Below are 22658 nucleotides of genomic sequence, written 5' to 3'. Positions count from 1 at the left end.
TTCAATGATTTTCCGGGCTCAGACCTCGGTGGCACGCCCGCGCCGCACCACTTCCTTTTTGGCGCGCTGCAGCGCCTGGGCCAGCAGGCTCATCTTTTCACTGTTGCCACGGTCCGCGCCTTCGCTGGCCTCGGCGTTGCCCTTGCCGCGCGCGTTGCGCCGCTGGGCCTTGGCGAGGTCGCGCGCCCGGTCGCGCCGCTCGCGCAACAGCTTGATGAGCTGCGCCAGATCCTTGTCCGATACAGCGGCCAGCGCCGGATGCCGCGTCTGGTCCACCAGTTCGCGCTCGGTCTTGTCCAGCAGCCGGTCTTCGGCTTTGCGTGCAGTGCTCATCGGGGCTCCTTGACGTGATACCTCTATCAAACACCCTGCCCCGCCGCCCGGTTCCCTTGCGCGGCGCGCTGGCCCGAACACGTGCCCTCTAAAGCCGGCTCACCACCATAGCGTCGAACACCGCGATCAGGTGAAGCGCCGCGCCCAGCACCACGAAGGCATGCCAGAGCACGTTCTGGAAGTGCAGCTTCTCCCAGAGGTGGAAGATGATTCCGGCCGAATAGGCGATGCCACCGGCCACGATCAGCCAGAGCGCGGTCTTGGGCAGTGCATCGGCCAGCGCGCTGAACACCAGCACCCCGCTCCAGCCGATCGCGAGATAAATCGGGATGGCCAGCCGCCCGAAATGCTGAGGCACGAACAATTTCAGCGCCATGCCGATCAGCGCCGTCGCCCAGACGAAGACCAGCAGTTTGTCTGCCAGCGGCACATCGGCCAGCGCGGTGAGAAAGGGCGTGTAGGTCCCGGCGATGAACAGGAAGATCGCCGCCTGGTCGAACCGCGCCAGCCAGGCCTTGGCAGCGCCGGGCGGGCACAGATTGAACGCCATCGAGACGCCGAACAGCACCACCAGCGAGCCCACATAGACCGCCAGCCCGAACACCTCGTCGCGCGCGGTTTCCATCGCCGCGACCGTGATCAGAACGGTGCCCGCCACCAGCGCCACCACCAGCCCGATGCCGTGCACGATGCCGTCGGCCACCAGTTCCGCCAGCGTGAACCTTCGGCGCGAGCGCAGCACGAATGCCCTCGCCTTGCGCGCAACGCCGGTCTTCCCTTGGTGGGGTCTCTCGATCACTGAAATGTCCGTATCCTTGCCATCATGTCCCGGCCGCCCGGCAGACCTTATTGTCCACGGACTGTGGCACGGTGATGAACGACACCAACGCCGCAGCGCCGTGTTGGTTCACCGGCGCATCGCCGTCTCAGTGCAGGTCGAAGCGTACCGAGGGCACAATTTCATCCGTCGCGGCCGTGGGACCGTCCGCGGTCTCGACCGGCGGCGCGAACGCAACGCAGTTCCGGCCCGATTTCTTGGCCTGATACAGCGCCACATCGGCCTGGGCAAACCACTGGATGCCCGAGGCCAGCTCGGGCACGAAATTGGCGATCCCCAGGCTCGCGGTCACCGAGAGCACCTTGCCTCCGGCCCGGAAGCTCATCGCACCGATGGTTTCGCGCAGGCGCTCGGCGCACTGGCTGGCTTCGTAGGCCATGGTCTCGGGCAGCAGCAGGCCGAACTCCTCGCCGGCCAGCCGGCCGAGCACATCGGTGGCCCGCAACTCTTCGGATGCGCGATTGGCGACAGCCTTGATGATTTCCTCACCCGCCCGCGGCCCGATGGTCCGGTTGATCTCGGCTGCGCCGTCGATCTCGATGAAGACCAGCGCCGCCGGGCAGCCATAGCGGCGGGCCCGCTCGAACTCGCGCTCCACTTCGCCGAGGAACCGCCGGCGCGTCGGCACGCCGGTGAGCATGTCTCGGTCCTGGGCAACGCCCGCCGCCATCTGGGTGGCGGCCAGCCCGGCCAGATTGGCAACGAGGTCGATCTCGCGCAGCGCGAACCGCCGCGGGGTGTCGGACATCACGCTGAGTACGCCGATGGGGCGCCCGTCCTCGGACATGATCGGCGCGCCCATATAGGCCTTTATCCCCGGATCGCCCGAAACCAGCGCGCAGTCGGCGTGGGCCGGTTCGGCCGAAATGTCCTCGATGATCATGGGGTCGCGCCCGGCGATCACCTGCGCCGCCAGCGACAATGTGCGGTCGATGGGGTCGGTCGGAATGCCCGAAGCGGCCAGTACCACTTCCTGGTTGCGGCCGATCGCGCTGATCGACACCATCGAGGCATCGGTCGCCAGTTGCACGATCCGCACGATGCGCCGCAGCGCATCGCGGTCGATCCCGGCGGGAAAGCCGTGGGCGTAGAGCGCCGCGAGACGACGCTCTTCGTCCCGATCGATCACGGGGTCCATAGACAGGTCTCCTTGGTCACGCTCCGAGGATACCTCATTTTCGCCCTATTCGGGCAAGGCATGTCCGACTTGGTTACGCAATCGTTTCGCGGGCCGGAGGCCGGGACTTAGCGCAGCCGGCTGAGCACCGTGCTCGAGGGATGGCCGTCTGCGGTCAGCCCCGCACTGCGCTGGAACCCGATGATGGCCTCGCGCGTGCGCGGCCCGATGATCCCGTCGGGCGTCCCCGCACTGAACCCGCGATTGTTCAGCAATTGCTGGAGTTCGCGGCGCTGGTCGCGGCTCAGCCCGGTTTCGTTGGCCGGGAACGGCTGGGCGAACGGCCCGACGCCCAGGATCCGGTCGGCGAGATGGCCGACCGCGAGGGCATAATTGTCGGAATTGTTGTAGCGCTTGATGACGTCGAAATTGGCCAGCAGCAGGAATTTCGGCCCCTGACTGCCCGAGGGCATCAGGATGCGGGCCTGATCACCGAGGCGGGGGAATTCCCGGCCTCCCGTGCGGCGAACGCCCATGTCACGCCATGTGGAAAGGCTCTGGCGCCCCGCGTCCCAGGCACGGCCATAATCGAAATTGGAGGGCAGCTCGACTTCGTAGCCCCAGGTCTCGCCATTGTTCCAGCCATGGGCGCGCAGATAGTTGGCCGCCGAGGCCAGTGCGTCGGGCACCGAGTTCCAGATGTCGCGCCGTCCGTTGCCGTTATAGTCCACCGCATAGGATGTGAAGCTGGTGGGCATGAACTGGGTATGGCCCATCGCACCCGCCCAGGAGCCCACCATGTTGGACGCAGCCACATGCCCCTGCTGCAGGATCTGTAGCGCGGTCAGCAGTTCGCCCTTGAAGAAATCGTAGCGGTAATTGCCATAGGTCAGGGTGGCCAGCGCGTGGATCACGTTGTTGCCGCCCATATATGAGCCGTAATTGGTTTCCATGCCCCAGATCGCGAGCACGATTTCCGACTGCACGCCCCAGCGCTGCTGAACGGTGCCCAGGGTCTGGCTCCACTCCCCGCGCATCGAGCGGCCGGTGGAAATGCGGGCCGAACTCACGGCGTTGCCCAGATACTGGCCCGTGGTGTTGGTGACTTCGGGCTGGCGCCGGGTGAGATCCATGATCTTCTGGCTGGGCGAAAACCCTGCGAACGCGGCATCGAAGACCTGCCGGGAGACGCCCTTGGACTGGGCTTCCGGCCACAGGCCCGAAACGAAATTGGGAACGCTCGCAAAGGCCACCCCAGGCAGCGCCATGGCGGCAGCGCCGGCGCCAAGGCCGAGGGCGATCGCCCTGCGGCGAGAGAGCAAGGGACCAGGGGACACGATAACTGTTTTACGCATGGGCACACCTTCACGGCTCCCAGCCCCCGCGCGATGGTAACCCGCCATTATGGCGGGATGGCGTCCAAGCCCCCTTTGGACGACCGGCACGCACGGACCGGTACACGACTGACTCAACAGCCGCCATATTGCGCCCATAGGCTTAAGGGCATGTTAAGCACGTTGGCACCGGGGCGGTCATCGGTTAGCCTTTGGTTCACACTCCCGTGAAGACGTGCCCTGCCCCATGCTCACCCGCGCCGCCCTCCGTGCCGAAATTGATCGCATCGGGCTCGTCTCTGGCGATATCGTAATGGTTCATGCGGCCATCGGGTCGCTGGGCCCGGTGCTGGGCGGACCCGACACCGTCATCGCCGCACTGGGCGATGCCGTCGGACCCGAGGGCACGCTCATCGCCTATACCGACTGGGACGCGTCCTACGAGCAGCTGGCCGATGCCGAGGGCCGCGTCCCCGAATACTGGAAGCCCCACATTCCGCCCTTCGATCCGGTGCGCTCGCGCGCCGCGCGCGAGAACGGCATCCTGCCCGAATTCCTGCGCACCACCCCGGGCGCGCTCCGCAGCGCCAGCCCCGGCGCTTCGGTCGCCGCGCTGGGCGCAAAGGCCCAAGCCATCACCGCCGATCACCCGCTGGACTATGGCTATGGCGAAGGCTCACCCTTCGCCAAACTCGTCGCGGCGGGAGGCAAGGTGTTCATGGTCGGCGCGCCCGACGACACCATAACGCTGATCCACCACGCCGAGCATCTTGCCCGCATCCCGGGCAAGCCGATAAAGCGCATCGAGGTGCCCTTTGCGCGCGAAAGTGGCACGCTCTGGCGGATGATCGAGGAGTTCGACACTGCCCGGCCCGTCATGGCCAGCCTTGCGGGCGAGGACTATTTCGGCGCCATCGTCGCCGGCGCAGTCGCAGCCGGCATCGCGCGACGCGATCGCATCGGGCCTGCGCCCTGCCTTGTCACCGATGCCGCGCCCATGGTCGGCTTCGCGGTCGACTGGCTGGAGCGACTGGCCCTGCGCTGAACCACCCGTTCACGCAACCCAGGTGCGCTCGAGCAGATCGATCCAGTTGCCATGGGTGATCCGGGCGATCAGGTCCTCGCCATAGCCGGCCTCGGCCATTGCCGCGACCAGAAGCGGCAGGCCCCGCGCATCGCCGATCTCGCGCGGCATCGAAGCGCCGTCAAAATCGGACCCGATCCCCACGCCCGCTTCACCGAGCTTTTCCAGCAGATAGTCGAGATGGGCGATCATCTGGGCGATCGGAGTATCCGTCCGCCCGTGATTGCCATCCTCGCGCAGGAACCCCACCGCGAAATTGAGCCCCACGAGCCCCCCGGATTCGGCGATGGCGTCGAGCTGGCGGTCGGTAAGGTTCCGGGGCGTGGGGCTGAGCGCATGGACGTTGGAATGGCTGGCAACCAGCGGCTTGTCCGAGAGCCGTGCGATATCCCAGAACCCTTTTTCATTGAGGTGCGAAAGGTCGAGCATGAGCCCTTTGGCGTTGCAGGCTCTCACGAGATCTTCGCCCTGCGCCGTCAGCCCCGGCCCGTGGTCGGGCGAGGCGGGAAATGAGAACGGCACTCCGTGGGCAAACACATTGTCCCGGCTCCACACGGGTCCAACCGACCGCAGCCCGCGCGTATAGAGCGCGTCGAGATTGCCCAGATCGGGCGCGATCACCTCGGCCCCCTCGATGTGATAGACCATCGCCAGCGCCCCCTCTTGCATGGCCGTGCGGATTTCGGCCGCGCTCGTGCAGTGCCGCACCGCCCCACCCGATTGCGCAACGATCTCGTCGCCCGCATCCATCATCGCGTAGGTAAAGTCCTCGGCCACCTCCTGGGAAATCGGATTCCCCATCGCGGGCTTGCCGCCGAGCGCGCTCGAAAGGCTGTCGGGATTGGGCGAGAACATCGCAAACAGCCCGCCTGCAAGCCCGCCGGCCTGCGCCTTGGGCAGGTCGATATGGTAGCCCTCGACCCCGGCAAGAAAGTCGATCTCTCGCCCCTTGCGCCGGTCCATCACGATCCTGAGCAGTGTGTCGTTGTGGCCGTCAAAGACCGTGGGGTTCGGGCGCGTCATCAAGGGCTCCGTCAAAGGATCAGATAGCCTTCCCTATCGCAAAGCGGGCCCGGATGCACTGGCGGCGGGTACCGGTTTTTGACCGGCCCCGCCACCAGGACGTTGTGCTTGCGGTCGACCTACCAGCCGAAGACCAGGCCCAGCCCGCTCTGGCCGTTGCCGTTCTGGTTGACGTGGGCATTGGTGTTGCGCCCGAACTGGAACAGCCCGTAGCTGTTGGAATTGCCGTTCTGCTGGACCGTGCCGTTATGTCCGCGACCCTCCTGGTGGACGACACCGAAATTGCCGCCCCCGTTCTGCGCCACCCCGGCGGTGTTGTTGTTGCCGCGTTGGCGGATGCCGCCATTGCGCTCGATCTCGTTGACGATTTGATAGATCCCCAGCCCCATCTGCACCATCTGGGCATCACGGGCGTTGGACGGGTTGTAATTCAGCGAGATCTGCCCGCCCGCCTGCGCGGGGGCGATCATCGAGACCATCGCGATCGTTGCTGCGGCGACGCCGGCTGCGAAAGACTTGGTGAAACGTTTGGAAATTGCGGTCATGGCCCTGCTCCTTTGTGTGTTGCTCCGGCTCCCCAGCCGTTGATTGGACACTGACGCATCGCGGCTGAACCGATCCGGAAGTGCGCGTTAAGCGTCGGTTCATCGCGCCGGCGGCCGGCCCTCAAAGCGAAAAGGGCTCCGGTGTCCCGAAGCCCTTTTCTATGGGTCTGGCTGGTGGTCGGTCTCATGCGCGCGAGCCGACCTTTCCCGAACACGCATAGCTCTTGCCGCCGATTTCGATCGAGAGCCTGGCGTCATAGGTCGCGCCCTGCCCGCCCAGATTGACCGAGCCCAGCGTCACCGCCTCGTCCGGTCCGGCGGAAAATTCCCCGCCCTGGGAAATGGTGGAGCGGTTGGGCCCGCCCACGCTCTCAACCTCGAGCCTGTAGGTGCCCCAGCCGGTCTGCCCGGCCTGATAGAGCGCCTTGATCCGCGTCATGCCGCCCTCAGCGGTTGTCGCTATCGCGCATTCGGTGGCGTCGGTGCCGGCCCCGGTGAAACTTCCACCGGCCTGAGTGGCGCCGGCCACCCCGATGATCGCCACCGCCGAGACCGCGATGATCGCGGCATTGGCTCTGATTGTCTTTACGATTCTCATGTCCTGTCTTCCTTTGGCTTTCGCATGTCCGGGAGACGCGCGCTCGCCTCTCCCGGCGCCTGCAGCGCTCAATTGCAGGTCTGGACGAAGGCGGCGACGTTGCCCGATCCGGACTGGTCGACGCTGGCCGAGCAATTGCGGCCCACCTGCACGCCGGCTGCGACGTTGCCTCTGCCGTCCTGGGTCAGGATCGAGGTGTGACCCCGCCCGAACTGGCCGACACCCGCCGCGTTGTTGCGGCCGCGCTGGTCGATGGTGGAGGAGTGGTAGCGGCCGGTCTGGCCGGTGGCGGCGACGTTGTTGCGGCCCCGCTGGTTGGCGACAGAGCCGTTGAAGCGCCCGTCCTGATGGATGCCGATCTGGTTGGCCCGGCCGGTCTGCTGGCCGCCGGCGGAGTGGCCCCAGCCCCACTGGTTGATGAAGACATCATTGGCCATGGCCGGAACGGCCGAAAAGCCTGCGATTGCCACGAAAACCGTCGAAAGAATGAATTTGCGCGTCATGTTCCGTCTCCTGAGCTCCGGCTTGCTGCCGTGTGTTGCGTTGACGGGACAAGATCTAGCGCCGCAGGCCGGAACGCAGGCTGAAGTGCACGTTCAGAAACCGTTCAGCCGTAACATTTCTCACAACCCATTGAATTTGCTATTGAATTATTTGTCTTCGGGCTCCCAGTATGGCCAATCCACCATGTGGCTTTCCCAGTCCTCGGTGTTGGCATCCTCCTCGGCCACGGTCCGCCCGCGCACCGAAACGCCCACCTGGTGCACCGTGTCGGGATCGCCCGAAACCAGCGGGTGCCACCAGGCCAGTCCTCTTCCCTCCGCGATTCGCCGATAGGCGCAGCTGGGCGGGATCCAGGGGATCTGGGTCACTTTCTCGGGCGTGAGCTTGATGCAGTCGGGCACCTTGGACTGCCGGTTGGGGTAATCGCTGCACCTGCACGAATCGCCGTCGAGCAGCTTGCACCTGACGTCGGCGGTAAAGATCTGCCCGGTGTCCTCGTCCTCGAGCTTGAGCAGGCAGCACCGGCCGCAACCGTCGCACAACGCCTCCCATTCGACGGCGTTCATTTCATCAAGCGTTTTTTCATCCCACCAGGGCATAAACCAAATCCCGTCTCGCGGCTCGCAAACTGCGTGAAAAGCACGTACAATTGTGGTGACCCGATCGTCGGGAACCGGATAGGATCAGGCTCCGTTGGGCAATGGCTTTCGGGCCACCCCGGCAGAGTTCGGTGCGAGCGAGTCGACGTGCAAGACCCATTCTATACCAAGCAGCGGCGAAAAAAGAGCAACAATCGCCTTCTGGAAGCCGACGCATGGCTCGATTCGGCGCTGTTTGACGGCGCCAAATCGGCCGGGCGCTTCTATGGACGCCTGCAGGACTTCTTTGCCATGTTCACCGTGCGCGGCATCGCGCGGCTGTTCGTGGAGGCCGCATCGGACGCCATGAGCTTTGCGGCCATCGGCGCGGTGCTGATGACCGCCCTCGCGCTTTCGGCCATGGATGCCACCGCCACGGGCGAGTTCAACCGCGCCGAGGACTATTCGGTCACCTTCCTTGACGTCGACGGCAATGAAATCGGCCGGCGCGGCGTGCGGGCCGACGACACCGTCGCGCTGACCTCGATCCCCGACTATCTCATCAAGGCCACCCTCGCCACCGAGGACCGACGGTTCTACGAGCACCTGGGCATCGACGTGATGGGCACGCTGCGCGCGCTGGTCTCGAACGCGGAGGGCGAGGGCGGGCTGCAGGGCGGCTCCTCGATCACCCAGCAATTGGCCAAGAACCTGTTCCTGTCCAACGAACGGACGCTTGAGCGCAAGATCAAGGAGCTGTTTCTCGCCTTCTGGCTGGAGGCCAATTACTCCAAGGACGAAATTCTCAAGCTCTATCTCGACCGCGCCTATATGGGCGGCGGCAATCTGGGGGTCGTCGCGGCCGCCGATTTCTATTTCGGCAAGCGCATCCAGGACGTGACGCTCGCCGAAGCGGCCATGCTGGCCGGGCTCTACAAATCCCCCAGCCGCATCGCCCCGCATGTGGACCTCGCCGCCGCGCGCGGCCGGGCCAATGTGGTGCTCTCGAACATGGTCGCCGCCGGCTTTCTCACCGAAGGACAGGTGACAGCAGCCCGCAGGCGTCCGGCCCAGGCCGTCGACCGGTCCGCCGAGCTCAACTCCCCCAATTATTTCCTCGACTGGGCGTTCGCCGAAACCAAGCGGCTGGTGGGCAATTCCAACGAGATCGGTTTCGTCGTCCAAACCACGCTCGATACCGAGCTTCAGCACGCCGCAGAGGATGCGGTGCTTTCGGTGCTGCGCGAGGAAGGCACCGCCTTCCGCGTCTCCCAGGGCGCAATGGTCGCCATGGAGCATGACGGGGCCGTGCGGGCAATGGTCGGGGGCGTGGATTACGGGCAGAGCCAGTTCAACCGCGCCATCGCGCCCAACCGCCAGCCCGGCTCATCGTTCAAGCCGTTCGTCTATGCCACCGCGTTCGAGATGCTCGACATCACGCCGCTGAGCAACATTTCCGACGCACCGGTGTGCATCGGCAACTGGTGCCCGCAGAACTATGGCCGTTCCTATCGTGGGGGCACCACGATCAAGGCAGCCATGGCTGCTTCGATCAACACCGTGCCTGTGCGCCTCTCGATCCAGACCGGGCGCGAGCCCATCGCCGAGATGGCCCACCGGCTCGGCATCCGCAACGAATTCCCCGTCACCCGCTCGCTGGCGCTTGGCGTCGCCTCGGTCAGCGCCATCGACATGGCCTCGTCCTATGCCGTGTTCGCCAATGGCGGGTACAAGGCCACCGGCTACGGGGTGACGCGCATCGAGACCCTGCGCGGCGATCTCGTCTATTCGGTTGAGGATGAAGCTCCGGCCCCACGCCTGATCGACGAGGTCATCTCGCTTGAGATGAACGACATGCTGCACGCGGTCAATTACGGCGGCACGGGCGGACGGGCCCAGATAGAGGGTGTACCCTCGGCGGGCAAGACCGGCACCACCTCGTCCTACCGCGACGCCTGGTATGTGGGCTACACCGGCAACTACGTCGCCTCGGTCTGGTATGGGAACGATGATTACACCTCGACCAACGACCTGACCGGCGGCCGCCTGCCCGCGCAGGCGTGGCAGAAGTTCATGGAACGCGCGCACGCCGATATAGAGGTCAAACCCCTGTTCGGCGTCGCCATGCAGCCGCGCCCCACCATCATCGCGGAAGCCGAGGTGGACGCGGATGCCGAGGCCGAGGCGGAAGTCGCCCCGCAGCTCTCCCAGGCGGCGGCGGTCAAGCTGCTCGATCTGTCCGAGCTGATGCGCAGCGTGGCCGACGGCGATCTCTCGACCACCGAACAGGCCCGGGCCCCGGACCCGATCGGCGAGAGCGAGAGTCTTTAGGTCTTGGGATTTCTCTTCCGAATTTTCCTGATCGTGGTCATTGCTGTCGGTGTCGGGTTCGGCGCCAGCTATTACGCGCTCACCGACGGCAGGGTCATCGGCTCGGTCAGCGTCGGCCCCTGGGCCGCATGGCCCCAGATCGGCCAGAGCTATCCCGATCCCTATTCGCGCGCCTATCTCGCCCGCGAGGGCTTTCTCCAGCTCGGCGAGAGCGAGGGCATCCAGTTCGTCGCCAACGAGGACAGCTCGGGCGATCCGCTGGACCGTGCCTGCCATTACGCCCTTGAGGGCAGCGTGCCGACCGCCGACTTCTGGACCCTTGCCGCCACCACGCCACAAGGCGCGATCGTCTCTGCCGCCCCAGAGACCATGGCCCTGCATTCGGACCGGCTGGCGCTGGATCGGGACGGCTCGGTCAACGTTCATGTCAGCCCGAGCCTTGCCCCGGGCAACTGGCTCGAGATCGACGGCGACGGCGCCTTCCAGCTCATCCTGACGCTCTATGATGCGGCCGTGTTCTCTGGCGGCACCACCGCCATCTCCGGCCTTCCCTCGATCACCCGGGTCGATTGCCCATGATGCGGCTGGGTCTGACCGTTCTGGTGGGCATCGCGTGCGGGATCATCATTCACATCGTGATGATCCTGGTGTTGCCCGATTTCGCGACCAGAGACCTCTGGCACCGGCTGGAGGCCGTGACCGAGCCCGCCCAACTCGTGGTGCTCGACGACCTCGCGGCGGGAGACCCCAATCCTCTCCGGCTCGATCCCGAGCTTTTATATGGCGTCTGCCGGTTCGATCTCGATGACGGGCCGGGCGTCCTGAGCGGCACGCTGCCTGGCAGCTTCTGGTCGGTGGCGGTGTTCGATGCCGACGGGCACGTGGTCTATTCCACGACCAGCCGCGCCAATGCCAGCGACGATCTCGACCTCGGGATCTTCGGGCCCAGTCAGATGCGGCTCCTCACCGAACAGAGTTTCGAAGTCGAGGAAGGACTGATCATCGCTGAAGCGCCGGGTGACGAAGCCCTGGCCGTCCTGCGGCTGGCCCCGCCCCACCCTGCGGCACGCGATCGCTATCGCGAGGCTCTTGCCGACCTGCGCTGCCTCAACGTGCGATAGAGCGTTGCCAGGAAAATGCCTGTCCCAGACCCCGATCCGGGATGGCAACGCTTTTCCGGCTCGGCAACGCGACAGGTCAAAGCCGCTATTTGCGCGGCAGCGCCGGCGTGTGCAGCCCCGACCGTGGCGCGGCGAACCGCGAGCCCTCGCTGCCATCCTTGGCCACCGCGGTGCCGGCCGATGGGCAGAAGGCTCCTGCCTTGGCCCGATGCACGAACACCTCGAGCGCGACCAGCGCCGCATCGACGCCACGCGCCTCCTCATGGGGCGTTTCGACCAGCAGCCCATCGAGCGCCGTGGAATAGGCGATGAAGCGATAGTCCAGCGCGCGCGTGAACCAGCCGATCACCTGCTGGTTCTCCCATTCACGCGCCGCCACATTTTCCGCGGCGCCTGAGGGCTTGCGCTCGATATTGGCCAGCGCCACCGCCCTCTGGCGGTCGATCTCGATCACCTTGCAGATCGATGCAAAGGTCGATGGCAGCGTGGCGATATCGGCCCTGGCGTCATCCTCGATCCGGCTGTAGCGGGCGCGCGAGGAGGCAAAACGTGTCGCGGCAAGGTGCTCGTAATAGGCGCGCGGCTTGAAGGCCCTGTCGAGCGCGCTCGCCAGCCGGGTGCGCTGCAGCTCGGCCGCGGCATCGTGGAACCAGTCCGCATGGGGCGCAACGAGGAAGCGCCAGATGCGGTCGCTCATCTCGATCTCTTCTGCCGTGCGGTTGAACCGCGACACCGGCTCGCCCGCCAGTTGCGCGCGCACGCTCCCTGCGACCGGCATCACCTCGTCATGGACGAGACTGGCCTCCACCCGTCCCAGATCGCCCACCGGACGCGTGACGCAGCCAGCCAGCGCGCCTATGGCGAGCGCGATCCCGGCCCCGCGCAGGAGGCCGCCCAATATCGGTTTCAAGGGATTCTCACCCCTTGCGCACGCGTCGCGTGCGCCCGACCGGCGCCTTTGGCCCGGCATCAGGTGTCCGGTCATAGAATATCCCTGTAAACAGCACGACCTTGCCGCCGCCGGAATGTCCGGAGGACGCGGGGCTACCAGGCTTGTGCAGTCCGGGCCGAAAATCGAGCACGACACCCATGATTGGCCTCTCAACATTTGCCCGACGGAACTGCAACGCCCCCGCGGAATCTCCACCCATCGTCCGTCGGCATGTCCATTAAGAGTTCATCAAGGTTAATAGTCCGCTAACGAATTTGAAACGATAGTAAGCAAAATCCAATTCCAATGCGGATACGATTCGACCCATGCTCGGTTTCCAGCCGTACGAGACGTTTCAGTTGCTCATCGAATCCGGCGGTGTGGAGCGTGCCAACACGCTGCTCGTGGCCGCCTGCGATGCCTATGCGAGCCGTCCGCGTCCGCTGGCCGCCGAATCCGAACAGTTCGAGGCGCTGGCCCGTCGCCTCTTTCCCACTGCCGCACCCTCGGCGCGCGCCCGCGCCGCCACCATTCTCGCCAGCGCGCCCGGGCTCACCCCTGCTCTTGAAATCCTCGTCTTCGAGAATCTCGGGGACGGGCTGGTCAACCGCATCCGCCAGGCCGACGCCATTTCCGAGAACGTGCTGTTGCGCCTCGTTGCCAAGGGCGACACCGCGATCAGCGCCGCGGTCGCCGAGCGGCCCGACCTCACCGGTCCGGTGCTGGCGCGCCTGTTCCCGATCAACAGCCGCAAGGTTTATCGCGCGCTCGCGGCCAATCGGGCCGTCGAGCCACGCGGCTCATACCTCACGGCCCTCACCCGCTCGGCGCAGATGGACCGCGAGGTCGCGTCCATTCTCTCCATGCGCGAGGACTTCGACGCCGCGCTCCTCACCCCGGTCTTTTTCGACCTGCCCGAAGCGGGCCGCCTTGCGGTTCTGCGCGCCTATAGTGGGCGCGAACTTCCCAGCGTGCCGCTCATGCGCACCTTCGAGCAGATTTCTGTGGCGACCGACGAGTTCACCGCCGCGCTGATGAAGCTGTTTTCGGACAATCGCCGGCCCCGGATCACTAAGCTGCTGACCCAGATCACCGGGCTCGACGAAATCCGTTGCGGGGAGATCGCCCACGACACCAGTGGCGCGGCGCTCTTTGTGGTCCTGCGCGCCTTTGGATGCACGGCTCAGGACGGGCTCAAGGTCCTGATCCACGCCACCAGCCACGACGAGGACCGCTCACGCACCCTCGCGGCCTATGCGCATCTGTTTGAAGCCGTGGACACCGCCGCCATGGTGTTCCTGCTCAGTGCCTGGCGCGGCGACGTAAAGGTCTCCGGTCTCGCCCGGCCCGAACACACCCGCTTTGTCGAGGAAAGCCGCCGCACCCCGACCCCAGAGGTCGCCCCGCGCACCGGAACGGTCGGGCAGAAGGCCATCGAGCAGCTCGACAGGATGCGCAGCCGTCACGCCGGCTGATCGATCACCGGCACGCCATGCTCGCCCGAGCGTGATTCCAGCGCCAGCACCCACACATCGGGATCGAAATCCACCTCCCGGGCAATCCGCTCGCGCACCGTGGGCGGATCGACCCGGTCGTGCCGAACGATGAACGTACGGTCGTCGCGCGCCTCTCCCATGCCGATATCGGGCGCGGGCACCAGCAGCGAGACTGTTCCGTTGAGATGATCGATCTCGATCCAGACCTGCCCGGCCACCGGATCGCCCCGGCGCGCCACCACACACATGCTGCCCAGCGCGTTGTGCCGCCGCACAAAGGCTGAGCACCAGATATCGCTGCGCAATCGCTGCATGGCCCGGCTTCCCGGCTCAATTGGAGGGCGGGAGCTCTGGCGTGTTTCCAGGAAAATGCCTGTCCCAGACGTGGTCTGGGATGGAAACACTTCCCCGGCTCACGAACGCGAAAAACCGAACACCGAGAGCTCTCCGGTTCTGATCCAATCAGAACTGGATATGCCCTAGGAGTTTCCGCCGGCCAGGGCAAGCCTGTCGAGCAATTGCGGGGTTATCTCGCCGGTCACCCGGTAATTGTGGAAGATCTGGAACTTCCGGATCGCCTGCGCCGTAGTGTCATCGAGCACGCCCGTTGCCGGCGCATGCATGAAGCCCAGCCGCAGCAGGCCGGACTGCACCGCCCGCACCAGTTCGCGGTCACGGGCCGGAGGGATTGCTTCTTGATCGCTTGCCGCAACTGACGCGACCGCCTCTGCCTGGGGCTCGGGCGCCGCCACGGCCTGCACCGGCGCGGGCGCGGCTGCAGGGGCGGGCTCGGGAGCCGGACGCTGTTCGACTGGCGCCGCCGCGATCAGCGAGGCGATGTCGTCACTCGAACTCGGGGCCGAGGCGACCGCTGTCTGCGCGGGCGCGGCCACTGGCGTGGGCTCGGGCGCCGGAGACGGTGTCGGGACCGGGGCCGCCGAGGACTGGTCGCCAGCAGAGCGCACGGCCCGCAGCACGTCCGGGCTCGCCGCTCCGGTACGCGGCAGGCCCGAGCGGGCCTCGAAGGCGCGGATCGCGTCGGCGGTCTTGGGCCCGTAATAGCCGTCCACCGTTCCGTCAAAGAGTCCCATGGCCGAGAGCCGCTCCTGCAACTCGGCGATATCGGCATTGCCGATGGCCGGAGTGCTCTCGCTCGGCGGCTCGGGCTGGGGCGCCGGTGTGGGCGAGGCGCTGGCCGGGGGCGGCACGGAGGCCATCTCGAGCCCTTCGGGCCGGATCGGCGGGGTCGCCATCACCGGGGCGATGGCCGGCGGCGCATCTGCTGCCTGCTGGCCCTGGACCGAGAACATCGGCGCGGGGTGTTTGCCTTCCTGGAGGTAGAGCGCGTTGGTGCCCGCCATCAGCACGAGGCCGCTGGCGGTAAACAGCACCGCCGAGGCCATCGGCGCGGCCATGACCTGCGCGGCGCCCCAGGAAAGCCCCCGGCCCGAAAGCGCCAGGAGCGCCGAACCGATGGAAAGCGGAATGTGGGTGAGAGACGAAGCTGTCATCCTGCGGCGCTTTTTCTTTCGTCTTGCTGCCATTTTTCCTCATCACTGGCCGTGCGGGCCGGTCTGAGTTCGGTGATTTCGGCCGAGGGCCGCGGACGGGCGCGCTCGGGGCCTTCGAGTGGGAGCAGCACCGTCACCACCGTCCCCTCTCCGGGGCGGGACATGACGTGAAGCTGCCCGTCGTGCAGTTCGACCAGTGCCTTGACGATCGACAGGCCAAGGCCCGTCCCTTCGAAGCGGCGCGCGAGGCCGGTCTGCTCCTGCAGGAACGGCTCGCCGATTCGCCCGATCGTCTCGGGCTCCATTCCTACGCCCGTATCGGTAACCGAAACGTTGAGCATCGCGCCCTGGCGTTTCATGGCGAGGCTGACCGTGCCGCCGTCATGGCTGAACTTGACCGCGTTCGAGAGCAGGTTGATCAGGATCTGCCGGCACGCGCGCTCGTCGGCAAGAACCCGCGGCAGCGTCGTGGGCACCGCGCGCACCAGCCGGATCGCCCGGTCGGCCGCGGCCTGTTCCACAAGCTGCATGCAGGGGGCCGCGATCTTTTCGGGGTCGAAGGCCTCGCACTGGAGCTCGAACCGCCCCGCTTCGAGCCGCGACATGTCGAGCAGCATGTTGACCACGTCGAGAAGATGATACCCGCTCTGCTTGATGTGGCCGGCATATTCTGAATGGGTCGGGTTGAGTTCGCCCCCGATCCCGGCGGTCATCAAGTCGGAAAACCCCACGATGGCATTGAGCGGCGTGCGCAGCTCGTGCCCGATGGTCGCCAGGAAGCGCGACTTGGCCAGCGATGCTTTCTCGGCTTCGGCGCGCCCGGCCCGGGTTTCTGCTTCCATCCGCTTGCGGGCGCTGATGTCGCGCAGGAGCGCCACGGCGCCGACCGGGCCTTTGGTGGCACCGGCATCCGCCTCGATCGGCTCGAGCGCCATTTCCATCCACAGATACTGCGCACTCTCGCCCGGCGCCTCGGCATCGCGGCGCATGCGCATCTCGACCGTCCGGCCGATCCGCCCATGGGTCGCCTCGGAAATCGCGGCCATGTAGGCGGGCCGGTCGAGCACATGCACCCGAGCGAGGAGACCGCCGTGGTCGAGCTCGAAATGCCGGCATCCCAGAATCGCGGCCGTGCGCGCCGAAACGAACACCGGATGGCCCGCCGGGTCGAACCGAACCACCGGGTCAGGCAGCGCCTCGATCAGGCTTTCGGGCCCCTGTGCAGTCCTGGCCGCGCCAGAGACAAGGGTCCGCGCCAGCGCACCGGCTTCCAGCGCGGCCAGGGCCAGCACTCCGACCCCGAACGCCATCGCGAGCGGACCGGCAAGCACCAGCATGGTGCCGATGCCGGCCAGCATCGCCGCATGGACCAGAACCGCAGCGCCGGTCCGTCCCTGGGCCAGCGCCATCAGGGCCAGCGCCGAGCCGGCCAGCCCCAGCGAGGCTCCGACGAGCGGGACATAGCTGCCCGTCACCATCGCGGCCAGCGCGAATGGATAGACGAGGCCAGCAAGGGCGAGCGTGGTCAGCACGCCAGAGACCCATGCGAGGTCGGCCTGGCTCCGGACATGGGCCGCAAGCGCGCCGGCGCCCGGGATCCGGTCCAGAAAAGATCGCATTGGCAGTGACTTGACCATGAAATACTCGGTGTTCTCGAACAGGATACGCGTCCGGTCCGCCCAGGTCCGGGCGGCACGGCAACAGTTTCATTCAAGCCCTAAGACACCCTTAAGTGAGAGCGACGGGAGGCGCGGAGTTGGACGAATCAGGCTCCCGAACGGCCTTAAACTGGGGTTAGCGTAAACAGTTCCTTGCCTGACCAATCCTTGCCGGGGGCTCTGCAACTTTCATAAAATTCGAGATAAATTTGTCCGGTCTTTTCGATACCCGCTTCACGCGCACCCCATAGGATCACCCAATCGGTACCCTTCGGTTGTGAAAGGCGGTGCGACATGCGCTTCATTCTCCGCTCGGCATTCTGGCTCGGTGCAGCCTGGCTGGTCATGGCGCCCAACCACGGCCCCGCCGGAGCCGCCTCCGCTGGCGCGGACCTCGCCGCCTCGGGCCGCTCGCTCGCCGAAGCGTTCGATCCCAATGCCTGCACCTCGCTCGAATGCGCCGCGGGCCGCGCTGCGGTCACCGGGCTCGTGGGTTTTGTCGCCGACCGCGCCGGCGCCCTCGCCTCGCCTCCAGCCGACCCCACCCCGGCGCCTCAGCCGGCCGAAGCCCCCTTCCCGCCCCCACGGCCGGCCTGGGCAAGTTAAACCGTCTTCGGGTGAATTGGCCGCACACGCAGTCCTGATGCGCATGCGGCCTTTTTTTGTGACCCGCGAGGGTCTATCTAGGAGCCCATGAGCACAACGCCGCAATTTGACGAAATCGCCGAGAACCTGGACTTCCTCGATGACTGGGAAGACCGGTACAGATACCTGATCGAGCTCGGCCAGCAGATGGCTCCGCTCGCAGAGGCCGAGCGCTCGGAAGCCAACCGCGTCCATGGCTGCGCCTCCCAGGTCTGGCTGGTCACCGAAACCGACGCGGTCGATGGCCAGACCGTCCTGCGCTATCGCGGGGAATCCGACGCCATGATCGTCAAAGGGCTCGTTGCGATCCTGCTCGCGCTGTATTCGGGCCGCACGCCCGCCGAGGTGGCCGAGACCGATGCGGTGTCGATCCTCGATTCCATCGGCCTCCGCGAGCATCTCTCCACCCAGCGCGCCAACGGGCTTTCCGCGATGGTTGGCCGCATCCGTTCGGACGCGCAGGCCCACATGTAACGCGGCGCGCCGGCCGGGGCTTCAGCCCACCAGCGTCGGCCGCCCGTCCGGGGCCACCCAGCCCCGCACCGACCCCGATGCCGCCCCCGTGGCCGCACCGCTCAGCCCGAAGGCGATCGCCGCCTGGTCGAGCGCAATGCGCAGCACCATCTTGGCGGACCGGCGCGGCCAGCCCCGCGCCGCCTCGATCTCCCCCAGCCCTTTCTCATACCCCACCACGTCGACGATCACGTCCATGCAGTCGGGCGGCAAATGCCCATGCAGCCGGGCCAGCGCCTTGCGGGCCTCCGCCGCCATCTCGGGGATATCGCTGCCCCCTTCCCGCCGCCCCTGCCGGCCCCCGCCGGGCACAGGCTCGTAGCGCATGGTCACCCTCGGGGTCAGCCGGGATCGCTCATAGAGCCGCGCGATCCGCTCGGCGGCGACGATGTGATGCGCCTCGAGATAGGGCCCCGCCCTGCCCTGCCGCCGCACCAGCGCAGCGATGGCCGGCAGCGCCAGAACGCCCTCGCCCCGCACGCGCTCAGCGGGCATCATGATCGTGCCCTCCTGCCACCCGTGCAGCAGCGCCCGTGGCATGGGCGAGGACCGACGCCTCGATGGTCGATATCCGCGCATCGGCGTCGCAGTCGTCGCGCATGTCCTCGACCGTCTGGCAGGCATGGGCCACCGTGGTGCGGTCGCGCCCGAAGCACGCCCCCACATCGCTCATGGTCACCTCCAGCAGCGTGTGGGCGATATACATCGCGAGCTGCCGGGCAGACGCGATCGGTGCCCGACGGCGGGTGGGGGCGAAGATCTCGCTGATCGGCACGCCTGCCTTTCGCGCCACCTGGCCGGCGGCCAGCCGGCACATCTGCTCGGCCCGCGCCGACCGCGCGCCCTCGCTGCGGAGCCGGGAATCGGAGAAACTGACATCGGACATGACCACACCTGCAAACGACTATAGGATATAATTCCTATATCGCGCGACAGGCGAGAGGGGATAAGTTCGTATCGATCCCGCATGGGCGAGCCCAAACGAAAAGGCCGCCCGATGGGCGGCCCTGTCACTTGTGATTGATCGGTGCTGGTGGGTCCCCGGCGTGCGGCGCTCATGGTATCCTGAGCACTTGCCCATCGGGTGGGCGACTCACGGATCCAGCCCCGGGCCCGCAGATGGCGGACCCCTTTAGCGGGCTGCGGTCAGTCGGCCTTGCGGCCCAGACCGTTGTCCTTGGCCAGTTTCGAGCGCGTGGCCGAATATGACGGCGCAACCATCGGATAGTCGGCCGGCAGGCCCCACTTCTCGCGATATTCTTCTGGCGAGAGGTTGTAGTGCGTGCGCAGGTGCCGCTTGAGCGACTTGAACTTCTTCCCGTCCTCGAGACAGATGATGTAATCGGACGTCACCGATTTGCGCACCGGAACAGCGGGCTTTTTCTCCTCAGCCTGAGCAACGGCTTCATCAGACGTCAGCCCGCGCAGCGCCGCATGAACTTCGGCGATCAGCTTGGGCAGGTCTGTAGGACTAATTGCGTTGTGGCTCACATACGCGGATACTATTTCAGTGCTGAACTCGACAAGGTCCATATCAACCTTGGGCTCCGCATTCACCGAAGTGGTCATTGCGTTTCCCTTCCCCTTCCTTGGGATTGATTATTGACGGCCCCCAAAACGCCTGGCCGTCAATTCCGATTTCCGTTTAATGATGTTTCGCTAGCGATGCAACTGTGTCGGCATATCTTGGCGAAAAAGGGGTGCATACAATTTTTATTTGTCGCCCTTCTGAGCATCTGCCAATTCGTTGAGCACAGTGCTCGAATGGGGCATGTATCCCGCAATATAGGCCGCGCGTGAGAGCAGATGAGCGGAAATGGGCGCCGTCAGCATGAAGAAGACGATGCCCACGACTGCCCGCAACGCCACCGATACGTCGAACGAGACCAGCGCGATCGCGATCAGGGTCAGCCCCGAGCCCACCGTACCGGCCTTGGAGGCGGCATGGGCGCGGGTATAGAGATCCGGCAGGCGCAGGATGCCCACCACCGCGAGGAAGCTGAACAGCGCACCCACGATCAGCATGACGCCGGCGGCATAATAGAGCAGATCGATCATCACCGGCGGGCCTCCTGGGTCGGGGTTTCATCGGCCGTCGCCTGGCTGATCTGCCAGCGCTGGTGGATGAACCGGGCGAAGGCGACCGTGGAGAGAAAGCCCACGAGGCCCAGCGAGATGGCGATGTCGAGATAGAGCGTGAAACCGGTGCGGATCGCGACCACCACGATATAGCCGATGGCGACCGCAATCAGCATGTCGAGCGCCAGTACCCGGTCGGGCAGCGTCGGGCCCACCACGATGCGGTAGATGGTCAGAACGAAGGCCGCGGTCAGCACCGCCAGCGAGATCGTCGTGGCAAGGAACAGGAACTCGGGACCCGTCATGATTCGAACACCTCGGCGATTCGGGCTTCAAAGCCGGATTTGATCCCGGCGATCGTTTCGTCCTTGTCGCGCATTTCCAGAGCGTGGACATAGATTACCGAGCGGTCCTGGGCGACGTCGATGCTCAGCGTGCCAGGGGTCAGCGTCATGAGATTGGCCAGAAGCGTGATCTCCTGATCCGATTTCACGGTCAGCGGATAGGCAAAGATCGCGGGACGCAGCTTGGCGTGCATGTTGGGCGAGGCCACCAGTACGGCCACGCGCCAGGCCGACAGCGCCAGCTCGTAAAAGAACAGGAACGCCAGCACGAGGATGCGGCGCAGCCGGCGCGGCAGATGGGGCCTCTCCACGCGCGCGCGGATGAACAGCGCCGCAAACACCGCCACCGCGAAGCCGAGCAGCAGGTTCATCAGGCTGAACGAGCCGGTCACAGCAGCCCAGATCAGGGCCAGAACGATGACGAGCAGGATAAAGGCCATCAGTTGGGCACCTCCGCAAAGACCGCATCGACATAGCGGTCGGGCATGACGAGATCGAGACCGGCAACCCCACCCGCCTCAAACAGCCAGTTGGGGAACAGGCCGAACACCACGATCAGCGCCATGAGCGCGATCACGGGCATGAGGCCGAACCGCACCTCGCGGGGCTCGAGCACGCGCAGGCGCGTGTTGCGCTGCTCCGAGCGCGCGCCCTCCTCGCCATTGCGCCAGAAGATGTGGGCCCACAGCCGGCTCGCCGCGACGAGGGTGAGCAGCGAATTGACCAGCAGTGCCACCATCAGCACCCAGTTGCCGGCCCGGATCGTGCCCTCCACGAGGATCAGCTTGGGCCAGAACCCGAGAAAGGGCGGCATGCCGGCGATGGCAAAGACCAGGACCACGAACATGATCGAAAGCGGGACGCTCGCGAGATAGAGCCCGCCCATGAACCGGATGTCGTCGGTCCCGCTCATGCGCTCGATCAGCCCGGCCACGAGGTAGAACGCGGTGAGGGTCAGCATAGAGTGGAAGCCGTAGAGCACCGCGCCGCCAAGCCCCTGACGGGCGACAGCCGTCGCCGCCATGCCTTGGACATCGGCCGGCGCGACGATCGCGAGCCCGCCCAGGATCACCCCGATCCCGCCGATCACCATAAAGCCGACCGCCCGGCGCAGATTGGTCTGGGCCATGGCCCCGAGCGGGCCCAGGACCATCGTGGTCACCGCCAGGGCTGTGATCGCGGGCACCAGCATGTCGCGGCCCTCGGGGAAGATCATCACGAGAATGCGGATCGCCGCATAGGCGCCCACCTTGGTCAACAGGCCGCCGAACACCGCCGACACGGCCACCTTGGGCGTGTGATAGGCGGCGGGCAGCCAGGCATTGGCCGGGAAGGCCGCCGCCTTGATCGCGAAGGCAAACAGGAACAGCGCGGCGACGGTCAGCATGGGCCCGAGCGGCAGATCGTCGGCCTTGGCAACCAGATCGGCCATGTTGAGCGTGCCGGTCAGCCCGTAGGTATAGGCGATGGCGATCAGAAAGAACGTCGTGGCCAGCAGGTTGAGGAAGCCGTATTTCAGCGTCCCGTCGAGCTGGATGCGCGTCCCGCCCATCGAGAGCAGGCCAAAGGACGCGATCAGCATCACCTCGAACCACACATAGAGGTTGAAGATGTCCCCGGTCAGGAACGACCCGCTCACCCCGCACAAAAGCAGCAGCAGCAACGGGAAGAAGCCATAGCCGTATTCGCGGTCCTCGATCTCCACTTGCGCATAGACCAGCACCACCAGCGTCGCGATCGAGGCCGCGAGCGCAAAGAGCGCGCTGGTCATGTCGGCCGCGAACGTGATGCCGAACGGGGGCAGCCAGCCGCCCATTGTCAGCGCCACCGGCCCGTTCTCGAAGACCGTGACAAGGAGGGTGAGGTTCGAGACGGTGATCGCCAGCACGATGGCGGCGGCGAACCAGGCCTGCAACGCTTTGTGGCCGCGCAGCATCACGAGCAAGCCCGCCCCCAGCAGAGCCAGCGCCACCGGCCAGACCACGATCCATTCGCCCGCAGCAACGCTGCCTGCCTCGATCATCGCGACCGGCAGGTCGAGTGCGTCGTATGAGGAACCTTCAGTCTCCATGTCC

Annotated in this window: 27 protein-coding genes; 7 read left to right on the top strand and 20 right to left on the bottom strand. The window is 66.0% G+C overall.

The genetic code is table 11. The features are described from left to right. Nucleotides 1-18: 18 nt before the first annotated feature. The 4 genes from EO136_RS17280 to EO136_RS17265 form a co-directional block, all read right to left on the bottom strand. The gene (locus EO136_RS17280) at nucleotides 19-333 is read right to left on the bottom strand and encodes a hypothetical protein (RefSeq protein ID WP_127145637.1); all 315 of its coding nucleotides are present in this window, start codon (nucleotides 331-333) and stop codon (nucleotides 19-21) included. Between the two features lie 88 nt (nucleotides 334-421). Continuing rightward, nucleotides 422-1132 (bottom strand): PAQR family membrane homeostasis protein TrhA, encoded by a 711-nt coding sequence (gene trhA / locus EO136_RS17275; protein ID WP_246018431.1) that lies wholly within the window; start codon nucleotides 1130-1132, stop codon nucleotides 422-424. 127 nt (nucleotides 1133-1259) lie between these two features. Further along, nucleotides 1260-2309 carry a sensor domain-containing diguanylate cyclase gene (locus tag EO136_RS17270; protein WP_127145636.1) on the bottom strand — a complete coding sequence of 350 codons (1050 nt, stop codon included), beginning with the start codon at nucleotides 2307-2309 and terminating at the stop codon, nucleotides 1260-1262. 107 nt (nucleotides 2310-2416) lie between these two features. After that, nucleotides 2417-3643: a lytic murein transglycosylase gene (locus EO136_RS17265; protein WP_127145635.1), complete on the bottom strand. Its 1227-nt coding sequence runs from the start codon at nucleotides 3641-3643 to the stop codon at nucleotides 2417-2419. Nucleotides 3644-3869: 226 nt separating this feature from the next. On the opposite strand from EO136_RS17265, the gene aac(3) reads away from it, so the two are divergent. Beyond that, on the top strand, nucleotides 3870-4667 hold the full coding sequence (aac(3), locus tag EO136_RS17260; protein WP_127145634.1) for an aminoglycoside 3-N-acetyltransferase: 798 nt from the start codon (nucleotides 3870-3872) through the stop codon (nucleotides 4665-4667). Between the two features lie 9 nt (nucleotides 4668-4676). Here the strand turns inward: aac(3) and EO136_RS17255 are convergent, their stop codons facing one another. The 5 genes from EO136_RS17255 to EO136_RS17235 all read right to left on the bottom strand — a co-directional run bounded on the left by EO136_RS17255 (nucleotide 4677) and on the right by EO136_RS17235 (nucleotide 7975). Next, on the bottom strand, nucleotides 4677-5729 hold the full coding sequence (locus tag EO136_RS17255; RefSeq protein ID WP_127145633.1) for a dipeptidase: 1053 nt from the start codon (nucleotides 5727-5729) through the stop codon (nucleotides 4677-4679). 119 nt (nucleotides 5730-5848) lie between these two features. Then, nucleotides 5849-6274 carry a curlin repeat-containing protein gene (locus tag EO136_RS17250; protein ID WP_246018430.1) on the bottom strand — a complete coding sequence of 142 codons (426 nt, stop codon included), beginning with the start codon at nucleotides 6272-6274 and terminating at the stop codon, nucleotides 5849-5851. Nucleotides 6275-6458: 184 nt separating this feature from the next. After that, nucleotides 6459-6872, bottom strand: coding sequence for a curli-like amyloid fiber formation chaperone CsgH (gene csgH, locus EO136_RS17245; protein WP_127145632.1), 414 nt, complete (start codon nucleotides 6870-6872; stop codon nucleotides 6459-6461). Between the two features lie 68 nt (nucleotides 6873-6940). Then, complete coding sequence (locus EO136_RS17240) at nucleotides 6941-7375, bottom strand: curlin (RefSeq protein ID WP_127145631.1); 435 nt, start codon at nucleotides 7373-7375, stop codon at nucleotides 6941-6943. A 147-nt stretch (nucleotides 7376-7522) separates the two neighbouring features. Continuing rightward, entirely contained in the window at nucleotides 7523-7975 is a 453-nt protein-coding gene (locus EO136_RS17235; RefSeq protein ID WP_425466634.1) for a YcgN family cysteine cluster protein, read from the bottom strand. 147 nt (nucleotides 7976-8122) lie between these two features. Here EO136_RS17235 and EO136_RS17230 point away from each other — a divergent pair, with 147 nt between their 5' ends. From EO136_RS17230 to EO136_RS17220, 3 genes are read left to right on the top strand one after another with little or no spacing between them, the layout of a single operon-like run. Next, nucleotides 8123-10285 (top strand): transglycosylase domain-containing protein, encoded by a 2163-nt coding sequence (locus EO136_RS17230; RefSeq protein ID WP_127145629.1) that lies wholly within the window; start codon nucleotides 8123-8125, stop codon nucleotides 10283-10285. A gap of 3 nt (nucleotides 10286-10288) precedes the next feature. Continuing rightward, nucleotides 10289-10864: a DUF1214 domain-containing protein gene (locus tag EO136_RS17225; RefSeq protein ID WP_127145628.1), complete on the top strand. Its 576-nt coding sequence runs from the start codon at nucleotides 10289-10291 to the stop codon at nucleotides 10862-10864. After that, on the top strand, nucleotides 10861-11406 hold the full coding sequence (locus EO136_RS17220) for a DUF1254 domain-containing protein (RefSeq protein ID WP_127145627.1): 546 nt from the start codon (nucleotides 10861-10863) through the stop codon (nucleotides 11404-11406). Before EO136_RS17225 ends, EO136_RS17220 begins: the two co-directional genes overlap by 4 nt. 85 nt (nucleotides 11407-11491) lie before the next feature. On the opposite strand, the gene EO136_RS17215 is transcribed toward EO136_RS17220, so the two are convergent. Next, the gene (locus tag EO136_RS17215) at nucleotides 11492-12316 is read right to left on the bottom strand and encodes a hypothetical protein (RefSeq protein WP_127145626.1); all 825 of its coding nucleotides are present in this window, start codon (nucleotides 12314-12316) and stop codon (nucleotides 11492-11494) included. A 380-nt stretch (nucleotides 12317-12696) separates the two neighbouring features. On the opposite strand from EO136_RS17215, the gene EO136_RS17210 reads away from it, so the two are divergent. Beyond that, the gene (locus tag EO136_RS17210) at nucleotides 12697-13812 is read left to right on the top strand and encodes a DUF2336 domain-containing protein (RefSeq protein WP_164730668.1); all 1116 of its coding nucleotides are present in this window, start codon (nucleotides 12697-12699) and stop codon (nucleotides 13810-13812) included. On the opposite strand, the gene EO136_RS17205 is transcribed toward EO136_RS17210, so the two are convergent. From EO136_RS17205 to EO136_RS17195, 3 genes are all read right to left on the bottom strand, one after another. Further along, nucleotides 13800-14147, bottom strand: coding sequence for a DUF1491 family protein (locus EO136_RS17205; protein ID WP_127145624.1), 348 nt, complete (start codon nucleotides 14145-14147; stop codon nucleotides 13800-13802). The two genes, EO136_RS17210 and EO136_RS17205, sit on opposite strands and share 13 nt — an antisense overlap. Before the next feature lie 165 nt (nucleotides 14148-14312). Beyond that, entirely contained in the window at nucleotides 14313-15344 is a 1032-nt protein-coding gene (locus EO136_RS17200; RefSeq protein WP_164730667.1) for a peptidoglycan-binding protein, read from the bottom strand. Continuing rightward, entirely contained in the window at nucleotides 15341-16963 is a 1623-nt protein-coding gene (locus tag EO136_RS17195) for a PAS domain-containing sensor histidine kinase (protein ID WP_164730666.1), read from the bottom strand. The genes EO136_RS17200 and EO136_RS17195 overlap by 4 nt, the downstream gene beginning before the upstream one ends. Before the next feature lie 333 nt (nucleotides 16964-17296). On the opposite strand from EO136_RS17195, the gene EO136_RS17190 reads away from it, so the two are divergent. Continuing rightward, entirely contained in the window at nucleotides 17297-17608 is a 312-nt protein-coding gene (locus tag EO136_RS17190; protein ID WP_127145621.1) for a hypothetical protein, read from the top strand. Between the two features lie 87 nt (nucleotides 17609-17695). Beyond that, complete coding sequence (locus EO136_RS17185; protein WP_127145620.1) at nucleotides 17696-18121, top strand: SufE family protein; 426 nt, start codon at nucleotides 17696-17698, stop codon at nucleotides 18119-18121. Nucleotides 18122-18142: 21 nt separating this feature from the next. Here the strand turns inward: EO136_RS17185 and EO136_RS17180 are convergent, their stop codons facing one another. From EO136_RS17180 to EO136_RS17150, 7 genes are all read right to left on the bottom strand, one after another. Next, a complete protein-coding gene (locus tag EO136_RS17180) occupies nucleotides 18143-18658 on the bottom strand; it encodes a DUF6456 domain-containing protein (protein WP_127145619.1) in 516 nt (171 codons plus the stop codon). Then, a complete protein-coding gene (locus tag EO136_RS17175; RefSeq protein WP_127145618.1) occupies nucleotides 18645-19046 on the bottom strand; it encodes a helix-turn-helix domain-containing protein in 402 nt (133 codons plus the stop codon). Before EO136_RS17175 ends, EO136_RS17180 begins: the two co-directional genes overlap by 14 nt. Before the next feature lie 260 nt (nucleotides 19047-19306). Continuing rightward, a complete protein-coding gene (locus EO136_RS17170; RefSeq protein ID WP_127145617.1) occupies nucleotides 19307-19729 on the bottom strand; it encodes a Ros/MucR family transcriptional regulator in 423 nt (140 codons plus the stop codon). Between the two features lie 144 nt (nucleotides 19730-19873). Beyond that, nucleotides 19874-20218, bottom strand: coding sequence for a monovalent cation/H(+) antiporter subunit G (mnhG, locus tag EO136_RS17165; RefSeq protein WP_127145616.1), 345 nt, complete (start codon nucleotides 20216-20218; stop codon nucleotides 19874-19876). Then, nucleotides 20218-20544: a cation:proton antiporter gene (locus EO136_RS17160; RefSeq protein WP_127145615.1), complete on the bottom strand. Its 327-nt coding sequence runs from the start codon at nucleotides 20542-20544 to the stop codon at nucleotides 20218-20220. Before EO136_RS17160 ends, mnhG begins: the two co-directional genes overlap by 1 nt. Continuing rightward, nucleotides 20541-21023, bottom strand: a complete 483-nt coding sequence (locus tag EO136_RS17155) for a Na+/H+ antiporter subunit E (protein WP_127145614.1) — start codon at nucleotides 21021-21023, stop codon at nucleotides 20541-20543. The genes EO136_RS17160 and EO136_RS17155 overlap by 4 nt, the downstream gene beginning before the upstream one ends. Continuing rightward, nucleotides 21023-22654 (bottom strand): proton-conducting transporter transmembrane domain-containing protein, encoded by a 1632-nt coding sequence (locus EO136_RS17150; RefSeq protein ID WP_127145613.1) that lies wholly within the window; start codon nucleotides 22652-22654, stop codon nucleotides 21023-21025. The genes EO136_RS17155 and EO136_RS17150 overlap by 1 nt, the downstream gene beginning before the upstream one ends. Nucleotides 22655-22658: the final 4 nt, after the last annotated feature.

Origin of the sequence: Pelagibacterium montanilacus (assembly GCF_003992665.1) — a bacterium.
Taxonomy (GTDB): Bacteria; Pseudomonadota; Alphaproteobacteria; order Rhizobiales; family Devosiaceae; genus Pelagibacterium; species Pelagibacterium montanilacus.
This window is presented reverse-complemented; position numbering and strand designations above follow the sequence as displayed.